The sequence below is a fragment of the Cellvibrio sp. OA-2007 genome (assembly GCF_000953825.1).
In the GTDB taxonomy this organism is placed as follows: Bacteria; Pseudomonadota; Gammaproteobacteria; order Pseudomonadales; family Cellvibrionaceae; genus Cellvibrio.
In genome coordinates, this window is sequence record NZ_BBUL01000090.1 from 87,572 (window position 1) to 107,613 (window position 20,042).

At 47.9% G+C, this 20,042-nt stretch carries 13 protein-coding genes; 8 read left to right on the plus strand and 5 right to left on the minus strand.

Going from position 1 to position 20,042, the window contains the following annotated elements:
- Window positions 1–252: 252 nt before the first annotated feature.
- The gene (locus AWU77_RS11160) at window positions 253–2,571 is read left to right on the plus strand and encodes a bifunctional diguanylate cyclase/phosphodiesterase (RefSeq protein ID WP_062063344.1); all 2,319 of its coding nucleotides are present in this window, start codon (window positions 253–255) and stop codon (window positions 2,569–2,571) included.
- An 18-nt stretch (window positions 2,572–2,589) separates the two neighbouring features.
- On the opposite strand, the gene rimK is transcribed toward AWU77_RS11160, so the two are convergent.
- Window positions 2,590–3,495 carry a 30S ribosomal protein S6--L-glutamate ligase gene (gene rimK / locus AWU77_RS11165; protein WP_062063346.1) on the minus strand — a complete coding sequence of 302 codons (906 nt, stop codon included), beginning with the start codon at window positions 3,493–3,495 and terminating at the stop codon, window positions 2,590–2,592.
- 38 nt (window positions 3,496–3,533) lie between these two features.
- Entirely contained in the window at window positions 3,534–4,004 is a 471-nt protein-coding gene (locus tag AWU77_RS11170; protein WP_062063348.1) for an ATP-dependent zinc protease, read from the minus strand.
- A 236-nt stretch (window positions 4,005–4,240) separates the two neighbouring features.
- On the opposite strand from AWU77_RS11170, the gene AWU77_RS11175 reads away from it, so the two are divergent.
- Complete coding sequence (locus AWU77_RS11175) at window positions 4,241–4,447, plus strand: PA3496 family putative envelope integrity protein (RefSeq protein WP_062063350.1); 207 nt, start codon at window positions 4,241–4,243, stop codon at window positions 4,445–4,447.
- A gap of 332 nt (window positions 4,448–4,779) precedes the next feature.
- Window positions 4,780–6,084, plus strand: coding sequence for a GGDEF domain-containing protein (locus AWU77_RS11180; protein ID WP_062063352.1), 1,305 nt, complete (start codon window positions 4,780–4,782; stop codon window positions 6,082–6,084).
- A 67-nt stretch (window positions 6,085–6,151) separates the two neighbouring features.
- On the opposite strand, the gene AWU77_RS20915 is transcribed toward AWU77_RS11180, so the two are convergent.
- Entirely contained in the window at window positions 6,152–8,146 is a 1,995-nt protein-coding gene (locus AWU77_RS20915) for a methyl-accepting chemotaxis protein (protein ID WP_062063354.1), read from the minus strand.
- A gap of 213 nt (window positions 8,147–8,359) precedes the next feature.
- The gene (locus tag AWU77_RS11190; RefSeq protein ID WP_238582397.1) at window positions 8,360–9,277 is read right to left on the minus strand and encodes a VanZ family protein; all 918 of its coding nucleotides are present in this window, start codon (window positions 9,275–9,277) and stop codon (window positions 8,360–8,362) included.
- Between the two features lie 206 nt (window positions 9,278–9,483).
- Between AWU77_RS11190 and AWU77_RS11195 the strand changes: the two genes are divergently transcribed.
- Window positions 9,484–10,251 carry a DUF6748 domain-containing protein gene (locus tag AWU77_RS11195; RefSeq protein WP_062063359.1) on the plus strand — a complete coding sequence of 256 codons (768 nt, stop codon included), beginning with the start codon at window positions 9,484–9,486 and terminating at the stop codon, window positions 10,249–10,251.
- A 75-nt stretch (window positions 10,252–10,326) separates the two neighbouring features.
- Here the strand turns inward: AWU77_RS11195 and AWU77_RS11200 are convergent, their stop codons facing one another.
- A complete protein-coding gene (locus tag AWU77_RS11200; RefSeq protein WP_193747527.1) occupies window positions 10,327–11,694 on the minus strand; it encodes a deoxyguanosinetriphosphate triphosphohydrolase in 1,368 nt (455 codons plus the stop codon).
- A 335-nt stretch (window positions 11,695–12,029) separates the two neighbouring features.
- Here AWU77_RS11200 and atzF point away from each other — a divergent pair, with 335 nt between their 5' ends.
- The 4 genes from atzF (at window position 12,030) to urtA (ending at window position 19,817) form a co-directional block, all read left to right on the plus strand.
- Complete coding sequence (gene atzF / locus AWU77_RS11205) at window positions 12,030–13,835, plus strand: allophanate hydrolase (protein ID WP_062063361.1); 1,806 nt, start codon at window positions 12,030–12,032, stop codon at window positions 13,833–13,835.
- A 26-nt stretch (window positions 13,836–13,861) separates the two neighbouring features.
- Window positions 13,862–17,500, plus strand: coding sequence for an urea carboxylase (gene uca / locus AWU77_RS11210; protein ID WP_062063362.1), 3,639 nt, complete (start codon window positions 13,862–13,864; stop codon window positions 17,498–17,500).
- A 128-nt stretch (window positions 17,501–17,628) separates the two neighbouring features.
- The gene (locus AWU77_RS11215) at window positions 17,629–18,339 is read left to right on the plus strand and encodes a GntR family transcriptional regulator (protein WP_062063364.1); all 711 of its coding nucleotides are present in this window, start codon (window positions 17,629–17,631) and stop codon (window positions 18,337–18,339) included.
- Window positions 18,340–18,518: 179 nt separating this feature from the next.
- Complete coding sequence (gene urtA, locus AWU77_RS11220; protein ID WP_062063366.1) at window positions 18,519–19,817, plus strand: urea ABC transporter substrate-binding protein; 1,299 nt, start codon at window positions 18,519–18,521, stop codon at window positions 19,815–19,817.
- Window positions 19,818–20,042 lie beyond the last annotated feature (225 nt).

Genomic DNA, 20,042 nt, shown 5'->3' on the forward strand with positions numbered 1-20,042 from the left:
TGTATTGATTCCATCCAATGTGGATAAAGTTTCCGTAACTGTAGCAGCACCCCTATTTATTTATCATAAAAAAAATCTCCCATAAGCTTTTTTGTTGTAAAGTGCTGATTCGATGTAGAAATTTGGGAAATGCAGGCCCCGGAAGAGCGGCCAAAAGTTAGGTTTTTAGTGATAGTGATCCGCCGCCCTCAAGGGGACTGCCTCATGGCGAGATGCACTAAATGGCGCGACGATCACCCAAATTGAGCGATTATGCAAAACAATGAAGCAGCGCAGTCAAAGAACACTGCTATAGAATTAATCAAAAAGTTTCAGCAACTTTTTACCGATTTAAATCACAAACAAATCGCCGAGCGCTTGGTGAAGCTGGTTATTACCAAAGAAGCCATAAGCCGTGCTGTATTAATTGTTGAGCGTGATAGCCATCTGTATGTTGAAGCAATTGCATCATCTTGCCCCCGCGCGCCCTTTGTTAGCGGCGTAGCGACTTCACTCAGCCGCCTGAATTACTTACCACATCAATATATTCATCAGGTTTTTGATTCCGGCACCCCTTGCGCACTAGACCAACAGACAATTAGTCAACTCGGTGCCCTCTTTATCCAAAAAGGCACCAACTCCTGCTTTTTGCACCCGATTCAGGAAAAGAACAAAACCATCGCCGTATTTTATATGGAGTCCACCCAGCAACTACCGCAACTACAAAAGGTAGTGAACGAGCTGGATACGGTATGGACATTTAGCTCACTGCTCGTGCGCCAAGTCATCGACATGTGGCACCACGAAGAGCAAGCCGAGCGGTTTCGCCTTGCCGAACAAGCACTCTGGGCGAGCGAAACCTATTTGAATGCGATACTGCGCTTTTCCCCCGCGCTAATTTCAGTGAAGGATTTGGATGGTAATGTAGTGCTGGCAAGTGAGCACTTCAAACAAATGGCCAATATCGATGAATCCGGATTTGTCGGCAAAAACGTGTTTGATGTTTACCCCAAAGACGTTGCCCAATCCATGTGGGAAATCGACATAGCCGCCAAAACCAAACAGCAGACCTACGAGGTCGAGCTGAATTTAATGCATAAAGATGGCAGCCAACACACCTATCTGATGGTGAAGTTTCCGCTGCGCAACAAAGAAAATAATGTATTTGGTGTCTGCACCATTGGTACCGACATTTCGGAGCGCAAGCTGGCGGAAAACGCGCTGCGCGAACAGCAATCGCGCCTCAACTACATGGCCTTCCACGATTCGCTAACCTCCCTGCCCAACCGCTCATTGTTTTATGACCGCATTTATCACGGCTTGGCGCGCGCGCGTCGCAGCGACTCTAAAGTCGCTTTGATGCTGCTCGATATCGACCGCTTCAAAAACATCAATGACAGCCTTGGTCACGACGCGGGCGATATTTTGCTGAAAGCCATCGCTATGCGCCTGAATGAAGGGGTGCGCGATATGGATACAGTAGCGCGCTTGGGTGGCGACGAGTTTGTGGTAGTACTCGAAGGTATTCACGACTTGGAAGACGTAGTGTTTGTCGCGAACAAGTTGCTGACAACATTGGCGCGGCCACTGGAAATAAGCGGCCACAGTATTTCCACCACAGTCAGTATTGGTGTCAGCGTATTTCCTGACGATGGCATGGATACAGATGAACTGTTAAAAAATGCCGATGTTGCTATGTACAAGGCAAAAGAGGCGGGCAAAAACAATTGCCAGTTTTATACCAAAGGTATGAATGCCACTGCAGTGAATTATTTATTGCTGGAAAACGATTTGCGCCGCGCGGTAGAGCAACAACAACTGGTGCTCTACTACCAGCCGCAAGTCGATTTAAAAACCGGCGAAATGATGGGTGTTGAAGCGCTGGTGCGCTGGCAGCATCCGGACCGGGGGCTTATATCGCCCGCGCATTTTATTCCCCTCGCGGAAGAGACAGGTTTAATTGTGCCAATTGGCGAATGGGTGCTGCGCGAGGCCTGCCGACAGCAAAAAATCTGGTTAGATGCGGGCAAGTATGTTGGCAAGATTGCGGTAAATTTATCGCCACGCCAATTCCGTCAAAAGAACTTCCCGGGCAAAGTCGAAGCCATTCTCACCGACATAGGCTTAGAAGCAAAATATCTGGAGCTGGAGATCACCGAAAGCTGCGCCATGGAACATGCCGGCGAGACGATCAATCAGCTCAATCAACTCAACCAGATGGGTATGTTTCTCGCCATCGACGATTTTGGCACTGGCTATTCATCGCTCGCCTATTTGCAGCGTTTTCCGATTCAGAAACTCAAAATCGACCGCAGTTTTATCAATGATATTCACGACGACGATAACGATGCCGCAATTGCTAAATCGATCATCGGCCTGGCGCACAACATGCAGATGCGAGTTGTTGCCGAAGGTGTTGAAAACGAGCGACAAGCCGAATGGTTGCGCGACAAAGGCTGCGATCAGGCACAAGGCTTCCTCTATGCCAAACCCATGACATCCAAACAATTAGAAAACCATTTCCGCAATGGAAAGTTTTATTTTGATGGCACCGTCATTCAGCTAGAAGCGCATATGAAATTGGGGGCTTAAAAGCCCCCAAATTTACCTCTAACCCTTACCGCGAACCTTGTTCGCATTGGGCCGCGCGTTTTCTTCCACAAACCGCACAATCGCATCCGCAACATCTTTTTGTGTTGCGCCTTCAATACCCTCAAGGCCGGGCGATGAATTTACTTCCATCACCAATGGCCCACGGCTGGAACGCAGCAAATCCACCCCTGCAATATGCAACCCCATGGTCTGCGCTGCTTTGATGGCGGTGCGGCGCTCGGTCGGGGTGAGTTTGGTAACTTTTGCAGTACCGCCACGATGCAGGTTGGAGCGGAATTCGCCCTCTTGCGCGGTGCGCTCCATTGCCGCGACCACTTTATCGCCAATCACAAAACAGCGTACATCACTGCCATTTGCCTCTTTAATAAACTCCTGCACCAAAAACTCAGCGCGCAGTTCACGGAACGCTTCAATCACACTCTCTGCTGCTTTTTGAGTTTCAGCGAGCACTATGCCGCGCCCCTGAGTGCCCTCGCATAGCTTGAGCACCAGCGGAGTACCACCCACTAACTTGATCAACTCCTTGGCGTCGTGCACGTTGTAGGCGAAGCTGGTTTTAGGCAGGCCTATGCCCTTGCGCGACAATAACTGCAGTGCCCGCAACTTATCCCGCGAGCGCCCCAAAGCGATGGATTCTGTGAGGCAGTAAACGCCCATCATCTCAAACTGGCGAATGACCGCTAAACCATAATGCGTAACAGAGGCGCCGATACGCGGGATCACCGCATCAAAATCTTCCAGCTGTTCACCCATATACCAGATAGCAGGGCTGTCAGAGGCGATATCGATGTAGCACTTGAGGATGTCAATAACACGCACCTCGTGGCCGCGTTTAGTGCAGGCCTCCACCAGTCGGCAGGTGGAATAGAGGCGACGATTGCGCGACAAAATAGCGATTTTCATAGGAAACCTGAGTAAGAAAAAAGAAAGGTGGTTGATCGCTAAAGCGATGCCATCGCCGGGTGGTTTTTATTGCCACCCAGTAAAAAAGATTTGCTGCTATCTACCCAAAAACCTTGTTTCAAGGCGCTGCGCCCGAGCAGCATGCGGAAGCGCATATTCTCCCGATCCGTAAGCGTTACCTCAATAGACATACTGATTCCATTGATAAGCAAGCAAGTTTCAATCACCACCCGCTCCTCGCTGTGCCCGCCGGAATCGGTCACCTTACGAATATCCTTTACTGGCGCCTCGCACTCAATGCAGGTGAGGCTATCTTGCTGCGACGGGTGCAGGCCAAACCTCACCCAGGGCTTGCCATCCTTATCAAACGGCGTAACGTAATACGCATGTAACGCACTGGTGCGTGCGCCTGTATCGACCTTAACTTTAATGGCCGGGATACCTAATTCCGGTAGCCCTACCCATTCGCGCCAGCCGATTACCTCAGGTTGTTTTTTTGTCACTGCCATAAGCCCTCTGTTGTCGGACTATTGAAATTACACGATTGATTGAATAAACACGCAAACCTAAAACAACAGGCGCGCTTTGTACCCCAGTTAAGGCTCAAGGTACAAAGGAAAAATTTAATATCGCCAAGCGATTTTTCTTTCGTTTTTTTATGGGCTATGGTAAATAGCGCGGGTCAAATTTCCCCACTAGGGGAGCCGACGCCACCCCTTCTCTCTGTCAATGTTGGAGTAGTCTTATGTCAGTTGATGTAGAGTCACCAGATACTGATCTGATGAGTGATGGTAGCACCGAAACCGATGATGATGAGGCAACGCCAAAACTCACCGGCAAAGAAGCTAGCCAGCACACTCTGGAAATGCGCCGCAAAATCGAAGATCGTTTGGAGCGTCGCCGCATTAAGGATCAACTGGGTTACGACGATCTTTCCGATCTGGAGTTTTAATCCCAAAATCGTACCCGGCGTATCTCTGGTATTCGGTTAACACCCATAATGGTACCCCCAGCCGCCAGTTTACTGGCGGCTGGTTTTTGTGGGTTCCGCTCCCATTTCACACATTTACCCTTGTCTGCTTCTGCCGCTATTGCCGTCTAAATCATTAACTTCTATGATCGGCTTATAGTCACTTGTATACTACCAAGTGAAGACAACCTTTCAGCAATCTCTCCAGGGCGGGTTTGATTGGCATTAAACGCAAGAATCGCATTTCCTATCACAGCGAAAATAAGAATAGTTGATGGATGCACACCTGCATCTGCCGCTGGAGCCCAGACCCTATGTCTCTCTCGCCCCCACACCGTTTATATTTTGAAATTATTCTTGGCCTACTCGTCATCTTCACTATTTTTGCGATTGCTGGCGAACGGCAAATTCTTGAGCGGCGCCTGGTGATTGATAGCAACAGTGGTATGGCGCTTAACCTGTACGACGATAGAGAAAACGGCGGCCAATCCAGCATCTACCTTGATGATGAAAAAAATATGCAATGGCACTGCATCTTGCGCGATGGTTTCGCCTACCCACTGTGTGGTTTTGAGGTGCTGTTCGATAAGGAGCGCACTCGCGGCGTAGACCTGCGTCACTATGAAAAAATTCGTCTGCGTCTGGACTATCAAGGACCCAGCCAAACCGTGCGCATCTCACTGCGCAATTTTGACCCGCGTTACAGCAAAAAAGAAATTTTGCAGAGCACCAAATACAATCAAATCGAATTCAATGTAGGGCTGCTTAATGGCGTTGCAGAGTTTTCGCTAAAAGATTTTTTTGTCGCCAACTGGTGGGTATTGGAAAACAAAATTCCACCGCAATTAAGCCATCCACAATTCGACAACATCACTATTTTTGAAGTGCAAAGCGGCTCAGGCAAACCCTTGGGCAAACACCAATTCCAGTTACACAAAGTGGAATTTATCGGCCAAGCACTGAGCACTGCCGATTGGTATCTCGCCATTATGGTGGTTTGGCTCGGCATTATTTTATCTTTTTTAGGTTATCGCATTATTAAATTGAAAGATGAGGTAGTCATCCAACGCAAGCGTGAATCCGAACTGCTCGATATCAATGCGCTGCTCGATACACGCAGTAAAGCATTGGAAATACAAGCAAAAACCGACCCACTCACCGGCGCCTTTAATCGCCTCGGACTCGAAGAAGCCATCAGCCTAGGCCTGCAAGAATGGCACAAATATCGTAAACCGCTATCGCTGGTAATGATCGATATAGATCACTTCAAACAAGTCAATGATCAGCACGGCCACGATATCGGCGATTTGGTATTAAGCCATCTATCCACGATTGTGCAACAACATACACGCTCGCAAGATTTGTTTGCCCGCTGGGGCGGAGAAGAATTTGTATTGGTCTGCCGCGATACCGACATTGAGCGCGCCTACGCCATTGCTGAAAAATTACGTGAACTGATTGCCAGCCAAACACTGGCTAAAAACATTCACATTACCGCCAGCTTCGGCATAGCCACTTTAAAACCCCATGGCAATATAGAGCAGTTGTTTAAAGCTGCAGACACGGCGCTGTATGATGCTAAATCATCAGGGCGCAACCGTGTCGTCATCGCCGCTTAATCCGATCCCCCGGCAGCCGGCTTTGTCGTTTATCCTGAATGTCAGCCCACCAACAAACAATGCTCCGTCAAACACAAATTTGGCCGCGAATCACATCAGCTCGCGCATTGTGTTTTTGACTTTCGCTATCGGCAACCTGCAGTTGTACCGCAATATTTTTACCGTCTTGCAGCAGCGCACCAGTGGTTTTAGCGCTGGATTCAATCGACTCAATCGAGCTTACTATATTCATCGAGTGCGATTCCGCATCCAACATTTTTTCAGACAAGCGATTAATAACCTTGGACACATTTTCGATCTGAACAAATAAACTATTGACCTTACCCTTAGATTCGCCCAACGAGCTTTGGGTACTGCGCGCCAAATTACGCACCTCATCCGCCACCACCGCAAAACCTCGCCCATACTCACCCGCGCGCGCTGCTTCAATACTCGCGTTTAATGCCAATAAATTAGTTTGATCGGCGATCGATTCAATAATACCAAATACGGATTCAATACCATTAATATCTTTATTAACTGAACCGATATTGTCATTAAGGCTAGAAATTTCTCGCGTTAGATCGCTAATGGATTGCTGAAAGGCTTCAAATTGCTCAAACAAACTTTGCGATTGACTGCCGATATTGCTAATAAAACTGGCCGCATTTTCCGACAAGCTAGACGATTGATTAGCCACACCTAAAATATTGCTGTAGCCGTCTATGACTCGCTCTTGAATATTAATCATCAATTGATTTGCGGTATTGGCGAGGTGATTAAAATACATCGCATAGCTAGTGTACTCCGCCAAAAACAGCGATTTTTCCGAACTTTTTTCTGCCGCGCGAGGATATATAAATAAGCCACTGAGCGTTTCGTTCACATTAACGCCATAGAGCTCCCCAAAGGTAGAAAAACCAGCCACCGGAAAATCACTAAAACAGTTAAGCTTATTTAAGCTGGCGCTGTTGTTCAGCCGACGCAGTATGCAGTCAAAAAAAACAGCCGCAATTGGCGGATGCTGGCGATCATTAAACTTTTGCCAATCACTTTGGGTTTTCTCCACAAAGTCAGTAGACCTCATGAGGTGCAGCTCAGTGCCCAGTGGCGTATCGCAATAAAAGTGCATGGTTTTTTGTGCTACATTAATAGCAGCCACCGAACGAACGTAATAGCGCTCATCCACCTTAATGGCAAAGCTATAGCCGGTAAGCACACTGCCGAGCTGACTCGCCTCACAGTTAAAATGCTTGCAGAGCGCATCGATACAATTAGTGACCTGCAAAGATTCCTTATTAATAAAACTAGTAACACGACGGCTCGCACTATCGGCATCGCCAATAGTCCACTTGTCCCCTGTAGGCGCAAAATTCTGGCTTTTAAATAAGCGAAAACAATAATCACTTTTAACTTTCAAAAAACACAAGGTGGCATGCTGATTACACAGCTGGCTGCCATCGTGATAGGAGGCCTGTTTAAAATCGAGTTTGCCTGCCGTAGTACCGCCAATAAAAGGCACCGGGAAACGGCCACTTTGATACACGGCTTCCATTAACCAACCCTCGCAATTGGTTAGACCATTCACCAGCGTCATCGCCACCGTGTCTTTCACATCCAAATCAAAACCGGGCCTAATATTTTTTAACTCGGCCAATATCGCCTGGGTGCGCGCCTTGGGCCTTAAACTAATTTGTTGTTTGATGATGTCATCACAAGGTAGCTTAATGGTGTGGATAGATACCTTATCAATAACTTCGCGCGAAAATAATTGCAACACCAAGGTTTGACGACCGGCGCGATCATCTTGATAAAGACCGTCATGCAAATTGCATAATTCACCTGCAGTGGAACTGCAAATAAAGGGAGCGCTAGTGAGCTGCTTTAGCCTACTACTGCACTGCGACAAATCTATATCGGGTGAGGCAAAACCGATAATTAATACCGCAGGCGCACCATCAACATAGAGCTGTTCCGCAGTTAGCTGGTGCAACTGATCGCGCTCCAACTTAAGCAATTTACAGCCTTGAATTTTATTAACCGCTACCAGCTTATTTTTCTTTGAAAAGGGTCCGAACACCATAAATGACTCCCTATAATTCGGCTGAAGGTAAAACGAGCATGCACTGCACACAAGACATTGACCCGTGCTAATGCCAAACTTATCGGCCAAGCTTTGGGTCAATAAACGAATTTTGAGTGTAGATTACAAAAATCACCCCTGTCGAAATTTATTATTATGCTCGTAGGGCGACCAGGGGCGAGCTGAGAGCCGGAGGCTTGCGCTTAAAAACACTTACTGCAATTTGACATTATCGATATAAAAAACGCGCGCGCGCGGCAACCCCAAACCTGCGGCAAAAATAGTAATGCCGCTGATTTGATCCATTTGCATTACACGCTGACGCGGTGCGGAGCGCACCTCCTGCAGCTCAATCTGCACCTGATTCCAACCCTGCAACAACATAATGCGGCGGTTAAAACGATCATTAAAATTATTGTCTCCGCGATCGTGGGCATAATCAGAAATTTTTATAACAAGCTCCAATGACTCAACTTCAGGATTGTAAAAGTCCATGGCTAAAATCCGGTAAGGGCTCCAATCCCCATAATTACCTGTCAACGCCACTCCTGCATAAGGGAGTGTACCTAAGGTGATTTGTACAGCTTGCACTCCTTGAGTATGCAAGGTATGAGTCGGCTGGGTGATTACCTGTGCCGTATTGGCTTGTAATTGTTGCAACTCCTGCCGCGATTCAAAGCCATTAAGCAATGGAAACTGATAGCGCAGCGTAGCGTGCGCAACAGCGGAATCGATCACCAACCAAGCAGCAGGCGCGATCAACAAACAACTAACAACACGCAAACACCAAATAAAGCGTGATGCTTTTTGCCCCCAGAATAGCCCCAACCACACACCAAATACATTGTGTAAAACATCATCCACACTGGCGTTACGCCCAACAAAAGACTGCACAAATTCAATCCCAGCACCGATAGCAATCGCGATAATCGTCACTACCAACCATTGTTTCCAACTCACCAATGGTTTAAACGATTGAACCAATAAGAGCAGCAGTGAAAAGAAAATAATATGTCCAAAATTCCACGCATTTTTTAACAACACCGACGAAGATGCATCTGGGCCGCCCACAAAAAAGAACGGCACAAGAACCAAAACACATAACCCGGATAACCAAGCAGGCAAACTCACTTTCAAGACAGACTCCATTAGCAGTCAACAATCACAAACGAACAATTAATTACAAAAGGCTGGCGCCTGGTTTGGCAATCTGCAATGACTAAACATCAGTAAGGTTTAGTATAAAGCCTGCACTCGCTGCTAAAGCGGTGCGTAAAGGCTGTATTTTTCCATTAGATTTTCCAATCACAGTTCAATCTAATAACAGGACTTACATTATGAGCACTATAATTTCGTTTCTGAGTCACGCAATAACTCGCAGCGCAGGGTTCATAGCACTCTGCGCCAGTTTTAGTTTGGCAACCCAGGCGCAAACAATTATCAGCCCGGAACAAATCGGTACAACCTATAGTGTTAAAGCCGACTACCGAAAATGTGCATTTCCTATGTGCGGTGGCTGGTTTCTAACACCGGTAAATCAGTATTCAATACAACTGCAAACAGAAGATGAGGCTTATCAAAGCGCTGCGTTATTGCCTAACACTATTTACGTTGCTTACATCAATTACAAACGCTTGGGTTTAACTGAAAAACAAATTACTGAATTAAATAGCGCCATTCATAGCGAACAAGTGCTTTTGCGCGGCAAAGTTATTAACTCACCTGTATCCAGCAGAGTGATTGCGCGCAGCAAAACCCTCGCAGCCAATGGAGCTTGGGTTGGCGCCAATAAAAACACAGCGACCGGCCCATACCTAAAAGTATCGAGCACTGGAATAATGTGTATTACCACTCCCTGCCCATACTTTAACGCAGCATTAATTAATAGTGATTACAGCAGCGAATTCCATGATTTATCCCTGGAAAAAGCCACACTCGATCGCGAACAAGAGGCGCAAGCATGGCAGGCGATATCAACCGAAGGCTTGGTGATAACCGGCACCACTTATGAAACCACTGACTTTGATGAAACCGGCGCTGAGCCAGGCAAGGGTATAGGCATAGCGGCCACTAAAGTATTTTTTGCATTCCCCGCCAAAAAATAATGGCTAAAAATAAAAATTCCCGGCCAGCAACCGGGAATTTTTTAGACAAAACAGAAATAGAATGTAAAACAAAAATCAGTACTGCGAATACCCCATGCCATTAAATTGTTTAGCAAGATTGGTGGCGTAATTGTCGGTCATGCCACTGATGTAATCGATCACTGCCATCAAGGCGAGGTATTTGTAATTTTCACCGCGCTTACTCACATCCGGGTGAAAATTGTTTTCGCCAATTAATGCCATCACGCGATTATCTTTGTAGGTCATTTGCGACGGGTCGCCGAGGGAGGCATAGACCGCAGAGCAAATGGTGTTGAGCAAGGTTCCAATCACAGTGTAAGCGCCAATCTCTAATTCGACGCGACGCGAGTGATTAAAGATTTTTCGCTTGGCCAAATCCTTGGCTGCCTGCACTGCATTTTTAACTACCGGGTCACACAGAGAGATCAAATCGCCCTGCACTTCACCGCGCAAAAATGCATCCTGATGCTGAATAAATGCCGCAGTGCCCGCATTAATAAATGCATCGATCACTTTGCCGCGCACCAACGCCGGTTTGCGGCCATCATTTACTTTTTTCAGCAAACGCTCCAGCTCGGGCAGCTGCGCGGAATCGGCAATGACTGGATGCAACAATTCATAAATCTCATTCCAATTGAGAATGCCCATTTCCAAACCGTCTTCGAGATCGATAATGCCGTAACAAAAATCGTCCGCTGCCTCCATTAAATACACCAGCGGATGGCGGCAATACCAGTCGGGACCCAATTCAATCAACCCTGTTTTTTGCGCAATCTCATGCACATGCGCCAACTCGGTTTGAAAAATGCCGTACTTTGCATCCTTGGGGCGCTGGCCTAATACAGTGGGCGATGAAGTCCAGGGGTATTTCATCGACGACGCCAAGGTCGCGTAGGTTAAGCGCATACCATCATGAAACTGGTGATACTCAGAGGTGGTGAGCACGCGCAAGCCTTGGGCATTACCTTCAAACACACGAATATCATCCTGCTCCGAAGGCGATAAATCTTTTAAAAATTCTGCTCCTTCTTTTTGAAACCAGTTGCGGATGGCATCTTCACCTGTGTGGCCAAAGGGCGGGTTGCCAATATCGTGCGCCAAACAGGTCGCCTGCACTATATCGCCAATATCCGTTGGCCAAATATGGGCAGGTAAATCGCCTTTATCTTTTAACGCCTGCCCTACCCGAATACCCAGCGTGCGCCCCACACAGGCCACTTCCAAACTGTGGGTCATACGATTGTGGATATGATCATTAGTCGCAAGCGGATGCACCTGCGTTTTGCGCGCAAGGCGACGAAAAGCGCCAGAGAAAATAATTTTGTCGTGATCCGAGTGAAACGGCGAACGCCCCTCCTCGTGTTTTGCAATGCGATTGCCCAAACGGTCAGCGCAGAGCAATTGGTTCCAGTTCATGGCCATAGATAAATCCCTAACAGTGTTTGGGATGAACTATGGAGTATCCCCCCTCATATCTCAATATTTATAAAAATTGAGATGAACTGAGACGAGACAATCGCACCAATTTGGCTCTGCATAAAAAATCCAGCGCACAGTTTCAGCGCACACAACTCAGTCTCGGCAGCGCTACTGGCAGTCCCTCCAGCAGTTTTTCTACGTTATTTAACTCATTGATTAACAATAGTTTTTTACATGTCGACCGAGGGGAATTCGAGCATTTTTTCAGGTTGGCATGGTTTCTGCGAATACAAGCTTGTATCCAAGATTGTATTTACGCATTCAACGCAGGAACAATAATGACGCAGGATCAACACCACACCACTGCAGGTTGGACCATTGACCAATGGCTTGCTGCTTATCGCGACCAGGGTTTGGCGCCGCGCGCTGCGCTGCAATCATTGCGCGCGCAACTCAATAGCGATGACGCCGCCTGGATTTATATTGTCTCAGCGGCAGAACTGGATAAACAAATTGATGCATTGGCGCACTTGGGCGACTCAGCCAGTCTGCCACTGTTCGGTGTGCCCTTTGCAGTAAAAGATAATATCGATGTCGCAGGCATTCCCACTACTGCCGCCTGCCCTGCCTTTACCTACATTCCCGACATCGATGCCACATCGGTAGCACGCCTCAAACAAGCCGGTGCTATTGTGCTCGGCAAAACCAATCTCGACCAATTTGCTACCGGCCTTGTCGGCACTCGCTCACCTTACGGCGCAGTGCCCAATGCATTTAATGCAGATTATGTTTCCGGCGGCTCCAGCTCTGGCTCAGCCACCACGGTTGCACGCGGTTTAGTGCCCTTTAGTTTGGGTACGGATACCGCGGGCTCCGGCCGCGTACCCGCAGGCTTCAACAATATAGTGGGATTGAAACCAACAAAAGGCCGCTTCAGTACCAGTGGTGTAGTGCCTGCATGCCGCAGCTTGGATTGTGTTTCTGTGTTTGCACTGACAGTCGATGATGCCGAAACCGTTGCAAGTGTGATGGTAGGATTTGATCCTACCGATGGCTACTCGCGCCTTGCGCCAGCTGCAGCAACTTACTTTTCAGCCACACCTCGATTTGCAATTCCGGCCTCACCCAATTGGTTTGGCGATACCCAAGCCGAAGCCGCATGGCTGGAAACACTCAAACTGATGTCAGACGCCGGGGTTGAGTTAGTCACTGTAGATTTCGCCCCTATGTTCGCGCTCGCACAGTTATTGTATGGCGGCCCTTGGGTCGCAGAGCGGCACGCGGCGATTGCAGATTTTATGCAAGCACACGCAGCCGATATGAATAATGTTGTGCGCGGCATTATTGAAAACGCGGTGAATTTTTCGGCGACCGATACCTATCGCGCTGAATATCGCCGCGCCGATCTTGCCCGTGAAATACAACTACTAATGGGCGATGTGGATGCGCTTCTGGTTCCCACATCACCCCGCCACCCCACAATTGCGGAAGTTGCTGCCGACCCAATCGGCGTTAACAGTCAACTGGGCACCTACACCAATTTTGTCAACCTCGCCGATTGTTCTGCCCTCGCCTTACCCGCTGTAATGCGTGCCGATGGTTTGCCATTTGGTATCACACTCATAGCACCCGCGTGGCAAGACGCTGCACTCGCCGCCTTCGGAAAAAAATGGCACAGCAGCGTTAATTTATCGCTGGGAGCTACCGCTAAAACAACACCAACATTTGCGCAAAAAAATACTGCGCCGCAAGGCTATGTTCGCCTCGCCGTTGTCGGCGCACATTTGACCGGCATGCCACTCAATGTGCAATTACAAGAACGCAATGCGCTTTTTGTTGAAAGCAGTTTTACCGCCAGCAATTACCGTTTGTATGCACTGCCGAATACCACTCCGCCTAAACCCGGATTAATTCGCAGCGATGCAGAAGGTGCGCAAATTATTGTGGAATTGTGGGATGTACCGGTACAGCACTTCGGCAGTTTTGTTGCATTAATTCCTGCACCACTCGGGATAGGCACATTGAGTTTGCACGATGGTCGCGAAGTAAAAGGTTTTATTTGCGAAGGCGCTGCTGTCAATGGCGCAACTGATATTACCCATATGGGTGGATGGCGCGCGTACATTAAATCACTACAAAAGTAATTAAAAATTACAGCCGGAGAAGAATCATGTTGAAGACCGTACTTATCGCCAACCGTGGAGAAATCGCGGTGCGCATTGCGAAAACGCTGAAAAAAATGGGCATCGAGTCTGTTGCAGTTTATTCCGATGCCGACCGTAATTCAGCGCACGTCACTGCCTGTGACAAAGCAATTTGCCTCGGCGGTAATACGGCAGCGGAAAGTTATCTAAAATCCGATTTGATACTCGCCGCTGCCAAAGCAACCGGCGCGCAAGCAATTATTCCCGGCTATGGTTTTCTCTCGGAAAATGCGAAATTTTGTGAGCAGTGCGAAGCGGAAGGCATTGCCTTTTGCGGTCCAACTCCGGCGCAAATTCGCGAATTTGGTTTAAAGCATACCTCCCGTGAAATCGCCGAAAAAGCCGGTGTTCCCCTTACCCCTGGAACAGGTTTGTTGGACTCTCTGGAAGAAGCCGTAAGCTCTGCCGCACAACTGGGTTACCCGGTGATGTTAAAAAGTACCGCCGGCGGTGGTGGCATAGGTTTAACCCGCTGTAATAACGAAGCCGAATTAGTTGCCGCTTACGAAAGCGTAAAACGTTTAGGGCAAAACTTTTTTAGCGATAGCGGCGTATTTCTCGAGCGTTTTGTCGATAACGCCCGCCACGTAGAAGTACAAATTTTTGGCGATGGACAAGGCAATGTACTCGCACTCGGCGAACGCGATTGCTCGCTGCAACGCCGTAACCAAAAAGTGGTTGAAGAAACTCCCGCACCGAATTTACCCGCCGCTACCCGCGACAAATTACTCGCCGCGTCAAAAAGTTTAGGTGAAGCTGTCAATTATCGTTCAGCGGGTACTATTGAATATATTTACGATGCCGCGCGCGATGCGTTTTATTTTTTAGAGGTGAACACTCGCCTGCAAGTAGAACATCCGATCACCGAAGCCTGTACCGGAGTAGATTTGGTTGAGTGGATGATTCTCACCGCTGCTGGTACGCCACCGAAATTAGATATTGAAATCAACCCCAAAGGCGCAGCCATTGAAGTGCGCTTGTACGCCGAAGATCCGGTGCGCGATTTCCAACCATCACCCGGTGTGTTAACCGATGTAGTGTTTTCTAAATCGGCGCGCATCGACACCTGGGTCTCCACCGGCACCGAAGTATCGCCCTACTACGATCCGATGATCGCGAAAATTATTGTGTACGGCACCGATCGCGCCGACGCGATTAACAAAATGAAAACGGCACTGAACGAAACCCGCGCCGCCGGTATAGCCACCAATTTAGACTACCTGCGCCAAATTATTGGTTCGGACTTTTTTGGCAGCGGCGATGTCGCCACCAACAAACTCGCAAGCTTTGAATACAGCGCGCCCGTAGTTGAAGTATTGCAACCAGGTACTTACACCAGCGTGCAGGATTACCCCGGCCGTGTTGGTCTGTGGAGCATTGGTGTTCCACCATCAGGCCCAATGGATGACTACGCATTTCGTTTAGCTAACCGCATTGTCGGCAACCATGAAAGTGCCGCAGCGCTCGAATACACCATTATCGGACCGAAATTAAAATTCCATCGCGATGCAACTATCGCACTGACCGGTGCAACATCACCGGCAAAAATTGATGGTGAATTAATTCCTTTCTGGCAACCAGTGGCAATTAAAGCCGGACAAGTTTTAGAAGTCGGCAAAGCCGAACAGGGTTGCCGTGGTTACCTCGCGGTGCGCAATGGTTTTGATGTTCCCGTTTATTTAGGCAGCCGCTCTACGTTTGCACTCGGTCAATTTGGCGGCCATGCAGGTCGCACGCTACGCGCAACCGACATGCTACCGATTAGCAATCCGGCGATTGCTGCTTGCACAACTCCTGCTCCGGTTTATGCAGCTGCTGCTGCACCAGTTGAATTGATCCCCGCCTGTTTTTCAAAAACAGAGAGCCCCAACGAATGGGAAATTGGTGTGCTTTACGGCCCACACGGCGCGCCAGATTTTTTCACCGAAGATGCGATTGAAATGTTTTTTTCAACTGCATGGGAAGTGCATTACAACTCCAACCGTTTAGGCATTCGCTTGAATGGCCCCAAACCAACCTGGACGCGCAGCGACGGCGGTGAAGCCGGTTTGCACCCATCTAATATTCACGATACCGAATACGCGGTGGGTTCGATTAATTTCACTGGCGATATGCCGGTGATTCTCACCAAAGACGGCCCCAGCCTCGGCGGATTTGTTTGCCCCGTCACCATCGTAAAAGCGGAACTGTGGAAAGTTGGTCAGGTAAAACCGGGCGATAAAATTCGCTTTAAACGGTTAAGTTTTGATGCTGCGCTCGCACTGGAGCTATCAATAGATCGCGCAATTGAAAACTTGAGCGTGCAACCACCAGTGCTACTTGCCCCTATTGTTAAACCGGAAAATACCATTTCCGATTGCATAGTCGCCGCACTACCACCCGAAGGCAGTCGCCCGCTGGTGAGTTATCGCCAAGCCGGTGACAAATATATTCTACTTGAATACGGCGACAACATTCTTGAACTGAGTTTACGCCTGCGGGTTTACGCCTTAATGGAAGCCCTAAAAGCGGCGCCAATTAACGGTGTAATTGAATTGTCGCCCGGTGTGCGTTCATTGCAAATTAATTACGACAGTCGCGTTATTCATCAGCGCGATTTAATTAATCAGCTGTTAGTCATTGAAGAAACTCTTGGCAATGCCCGCGATATTAAAGTGCCGAGCCGTATCGTTTATATGCCTATGGCCTTTGAAGATTCCGCGACGTTAGATGCGGTATCCCGCTATCGCCAATCAGTGCGCGACACTGCACCTTGGTTGCCAAGCAACACCGAATTTATGCGTCGCATTAATGGTCTGGATTCCATCGAACAAGTTAAACAAACCCTGTTTGATGCGAGCTACATGGTGCTCGGTTTAGGCGATGTTTATCTCGGTGCGCCCTGCGCGGTACCGGTTGACCCGCGTCATCGCTTGCTCACTTCTAAATACAATCCAGCGCGCACTTATACAGCTGAAGGCACGGTTGGCATCGGCGGTGTGTACATGTGCATTTACGGCATGGATTCACCCGGCGGTTACCAACTGGTAGGGCGCACTCTGCCGATCTGGAATAAGTTTTTGAAAAATCCCATTTTCAAAGATGGCGAACCCTGGCTACTGAAATTTTTTGATCGCGTGCGCTACTACGAAGTGACGGAGGAAGAATTAACGGCGCAGCGCGAAGCCTTTCGCGAAGGTCGTTTAAGCCTGCGCATTGAAGAGGATTACTTCTGTCTCGCCGAACACGAACAATTTCTGCAAGACAACGCCGCGAGCATCGCCGAATTTAAAGCCAAACAGCAAACTGCATTCACTAAAGAAGTAGCGCTCTGGCAAGCCGATGAAGAAAAACAAGTTGATGCCGCACTGCAAGTCAAAACTTCCACTGGCCCAATTGAAGTCGATGGCCACGCAGTGACTGCCGACATCAGCGGCAATATTTGGAAATTGTTGGTTGAACCGGGCCAATTAGTTGAAATTGACCAGCCATTGTTAATTGTTGAAGCAATGAAAATGGAATTTTCTGTTTATGCCGATCGCGCTGCAAAAGTCAGCGCAATTCACTGCTCGCCAGGCAAGCAAGTGAATGCGGGTGATTTGTTGCTGGTGCTTGAGGAAGATTGATTGAATTAAGAATGTAGGTTGGCGGTGAAGAACGAACCCCAACACAAGCAACGCGGAAAATTTGAACATTATCATGTTGGGGTTCGCAAGCTCACCCTGCGCTGGCCGCCACAACCTACGGTAAAAACATGAAACTAATCAAACACGACAAGACCAAAAAAAAAGTTGAAGAACCTCGGGTGAATTTAACCGAGCGAATTTATCAAACCATTAAGGACGATATTTTTTCATTTCGCTTATTGCCTGGCGACCGATTTAGCGAAAACGAAATCGCCGAGCGTGTTGCCGCCAGCAGAACACCGGTGCGTGAGGCACTGGCAAGATTGCAGCGCGAAGGGTTTGTCGATGTCTCTTTTCGCAGCGGCTGGCAAGTAAAACCGTTTGATTTTATGAAATTTGAACAGCTCTACGATGTACGCATCATTTTGGAATTGGCTGCAGTTAAAAAACTGTGCGAAATGGAGCCGGCACCGAATTTGGAAGATTTAAAACGCATCTGGTTAGTAAAACCAGAAGAGCGTTTGGAAGATGGGCCGAGTGTGTGTGCATTGGATGAACGCTTCCACGAACAACTGGTGGAGGCGACTGGTAATGTAGAAATGGCGCGCATTCACCATGAAATTACCGAACGGCTGCGCATAGTGCGGCGCATTGACTTTACCCAGAGCAATCGTATTGAAGCCACTTACGATGAACACGCCAAAATCCTGCGCACCATTATGGAAAGACGTGCGGAAGAGGTAAAAAGCTATTTAAAAACTCATATAGAAGCGAGTAAATCTGAAGTGCGAAAAATTACGTTGCACATGCTCTACGAAGCGCAGCAGCAACACCCTTAGTTTTCAACTTAGAGTGACAACACAGCGATGCGTGAAGCACATCGCTGTGATTAGGGAAGAAAATGTGTCGCCCACGATTAGCGTTAAAAGTGTTACCGGAAAAATGGTGTTAATACAAATCTATAAGCACCACTGATTTAAACCACTGAGTCATTTAAAACCATCTAGGAGAAAGACCCATGAAGCTGAAGAAAATAGCAAAACATGTCGGGGCACTCGGTATCGCCTGTGGCTTAAGCATCGCATCATTTAGCGCGGCAGCTGCAGATACGATCAAAGTAGGTGTACTGCACTCACTGTCCGGCACTATGGCCATTTCAGAAACCACCCTGAAAGACACCATGCTGATGTTAATCGAAGAGCAAAACAAAAAAGGCGGTTTGCTTGGTAAAAAACTGGAAGCAGTAGTTGTTGACCCTGCGTCCAACTGGCCACTGTTCGCGGAAAAAACCCGTGAGCTGTTAACCAAAGATAAAGTCGCAGCAATCTTCGGTTGCTGGACCTCTGTTTCGCGCAAATCTGTGCTGCCTGTTATCGAAGAATTAAACGGCGTACTGTTTTACCCAGTGCAATACGAAGGTGAAGAGTCTTCACGCAACGTGTTTTACACCGGCGCAGCGCCCAACCAACAAGCAATTCCAGCCGTTGATTACTTGATGAAAGATATGAAAGTAAAACGCTGGGTATTGGCCGGTACTGACTATGTTTATCCACGTACCACCAACAAAATTCTTGAAGCTTACTTGATGGCCAAAGGCGTAGCAAAAGAAGACATCATGATTAACTACACTCCTTTCGGTCATTCCGATTGGCAAAACATTGTGTCTGATATCAAACGTTTTGGTTCAGCCGGTAAAAAGACAGCGGTAGTGTCTACCATCAACGGCGATGCCAACGTGCCTTTCTACCGTGAACTGGGCAACCAAAAAGTAACAGCCGAAGATATCCCTGTTGTTGCCTTCTCTGTTGGTGAAGAAGAACTTTCTGGTATTGATACCAAACCATTGGTTGGCCACTTAGCGGCATGGAACTATTTCATGAGCGAAGATAATCCAGCGAACGCAGCATTTATCAAACAATGGAAAGCGTTTATCAAAAATGACAAGCGTGTAACCAATGACCCAATGGAAGCGCATTACATTGGTTTCAACATGTGGGTAAAAGCAGTTGAGAAAGCAGGCACTACCGATACCGATAAGGTGGTTGATGCAATCATCGGCATTGAAGCACCTAACCTGACTGGCGGCATGAGCAAAATGTTGCCGAACCACCACATCACCAAGCCAGTATTGATTGGTGAAATTCAAGAAGACGGCCAATTCCTCACTGTTTCTCAAACCGATGGTTTGGTTCCAGGCGATGCATGGTCTGACTTCCTTGAAGGCTCAAAAGATTTGGAATCTGACTGGATCAAATTGAAGTGCGGTAACTACAACACCAAAACCAAAAAATGTTTAGGTGCTGCAGCTGCGCAATAATTATTGATTTAATCCGTAGGGTGGGTGGAGCCTAAGGCGACAAAAATTAGGAAATTTTTGCACAACTTTAGGCTGCCCGAAGGGCGAGTGTCAGGGATGATACGAGTGCTACCCACCATTACAGAACACAGAAAATTATCGGGTATCGCTTTCGCTCCACCCAACTTACAAAACTATAAATTTCATCTCCTATTTTTAATTTGTTTTAACCGAGACACGATTATG

What these genes read in the sequence shown, in the direction of transcription:
- AWU77_RS11160 (WP_062063344.1), top strand. Translation starts at nt 253, where the DNA reads ATGCAAAACAATGAAGCAGCGCAGTCAAAGAACACTGCTATAGAATTA.
- AWU77_RS11175 (WP_062063350.1), top strand. Translation starts at nt 4,241, where the DNA reads ATGTCAGTTGATGTAGAGTCACCAGATACTGATCTGATGAGTGATGGT.
- AWU77_RS11180 (WP_062063352.1), top strand. Translation starts at nt 4,780, where the DNA reads ATGTCTCTCTCGCCCCCACACCGTTTATATTTTGAAATTATTCTTGGC.
- rimK (WP_062063346.1), bottom strand. Translation starts at nt 3,495, where the DNA reads ATGAAAATCGCTATTTTGTCGCGCAATCGTCGCCTCTATTCCACCTGC.
- AWU77_RS11195 (WP_062063359.1), top strand. Translation starts at nt 9,484, where the DNA reads ATGAGCACTATAATTTCGTTTCTGAGTCACGCAATAACTCGCAGCGCA.
- urtA (WP_062063366.1), top strand. Translation starts at nt 18,519, where the DNA reads ATGAAGCTGAAGAAAATAGCAAAACATGTCGGGGCACTCGGTATCGCC.
- AWU77_RS20915 (WP_062063354.1), bottom strand. Translation starts at nt 8,146, where the DNA reads ATGGTGTTCGGACCCTTTTCAAAGAAAAATAAGCTGGTAGCGGTTAAT.
- AWU77_RS11215 (WP_062063364.1), top strand. Translation starts at nt 17,629, where the DNA reads ATGAAACTAATCAAACACGACAAGACCAAAAAAAAAGTTGAAGAACCT.
- atzF (WP_062063361.1), top strand. Translation starts at nt 12,030, where the DNA reads ATGACGCAGGATCAACACCACACCACTGCAGGTTGGACCATTGACCAA.
- AWU77_RS11170 (WP_062063348.1), bottom strand. Translation starts at nt 4,004, where the DNA reads ATGGCAGTGACAAAAAAACAACCTGAGGTAATCGGCTGGCGCGAATGG.
- AWU77_RS11200 (WP_193747527.1), bottom strand. Translation starts at nt 11,694, where the DNA reads ATGGCCATGAACTGGAACCAATTGCTCTGCGCTGACCGTTTGGGCAAT.
- uca (WP_062063362.1), top strand. Translation starts at nt 13,862, where the DNA reads ATGTTGAAGACCGTACTTATCGCCAACCGTGGAGAAATCGCGGTGCGC.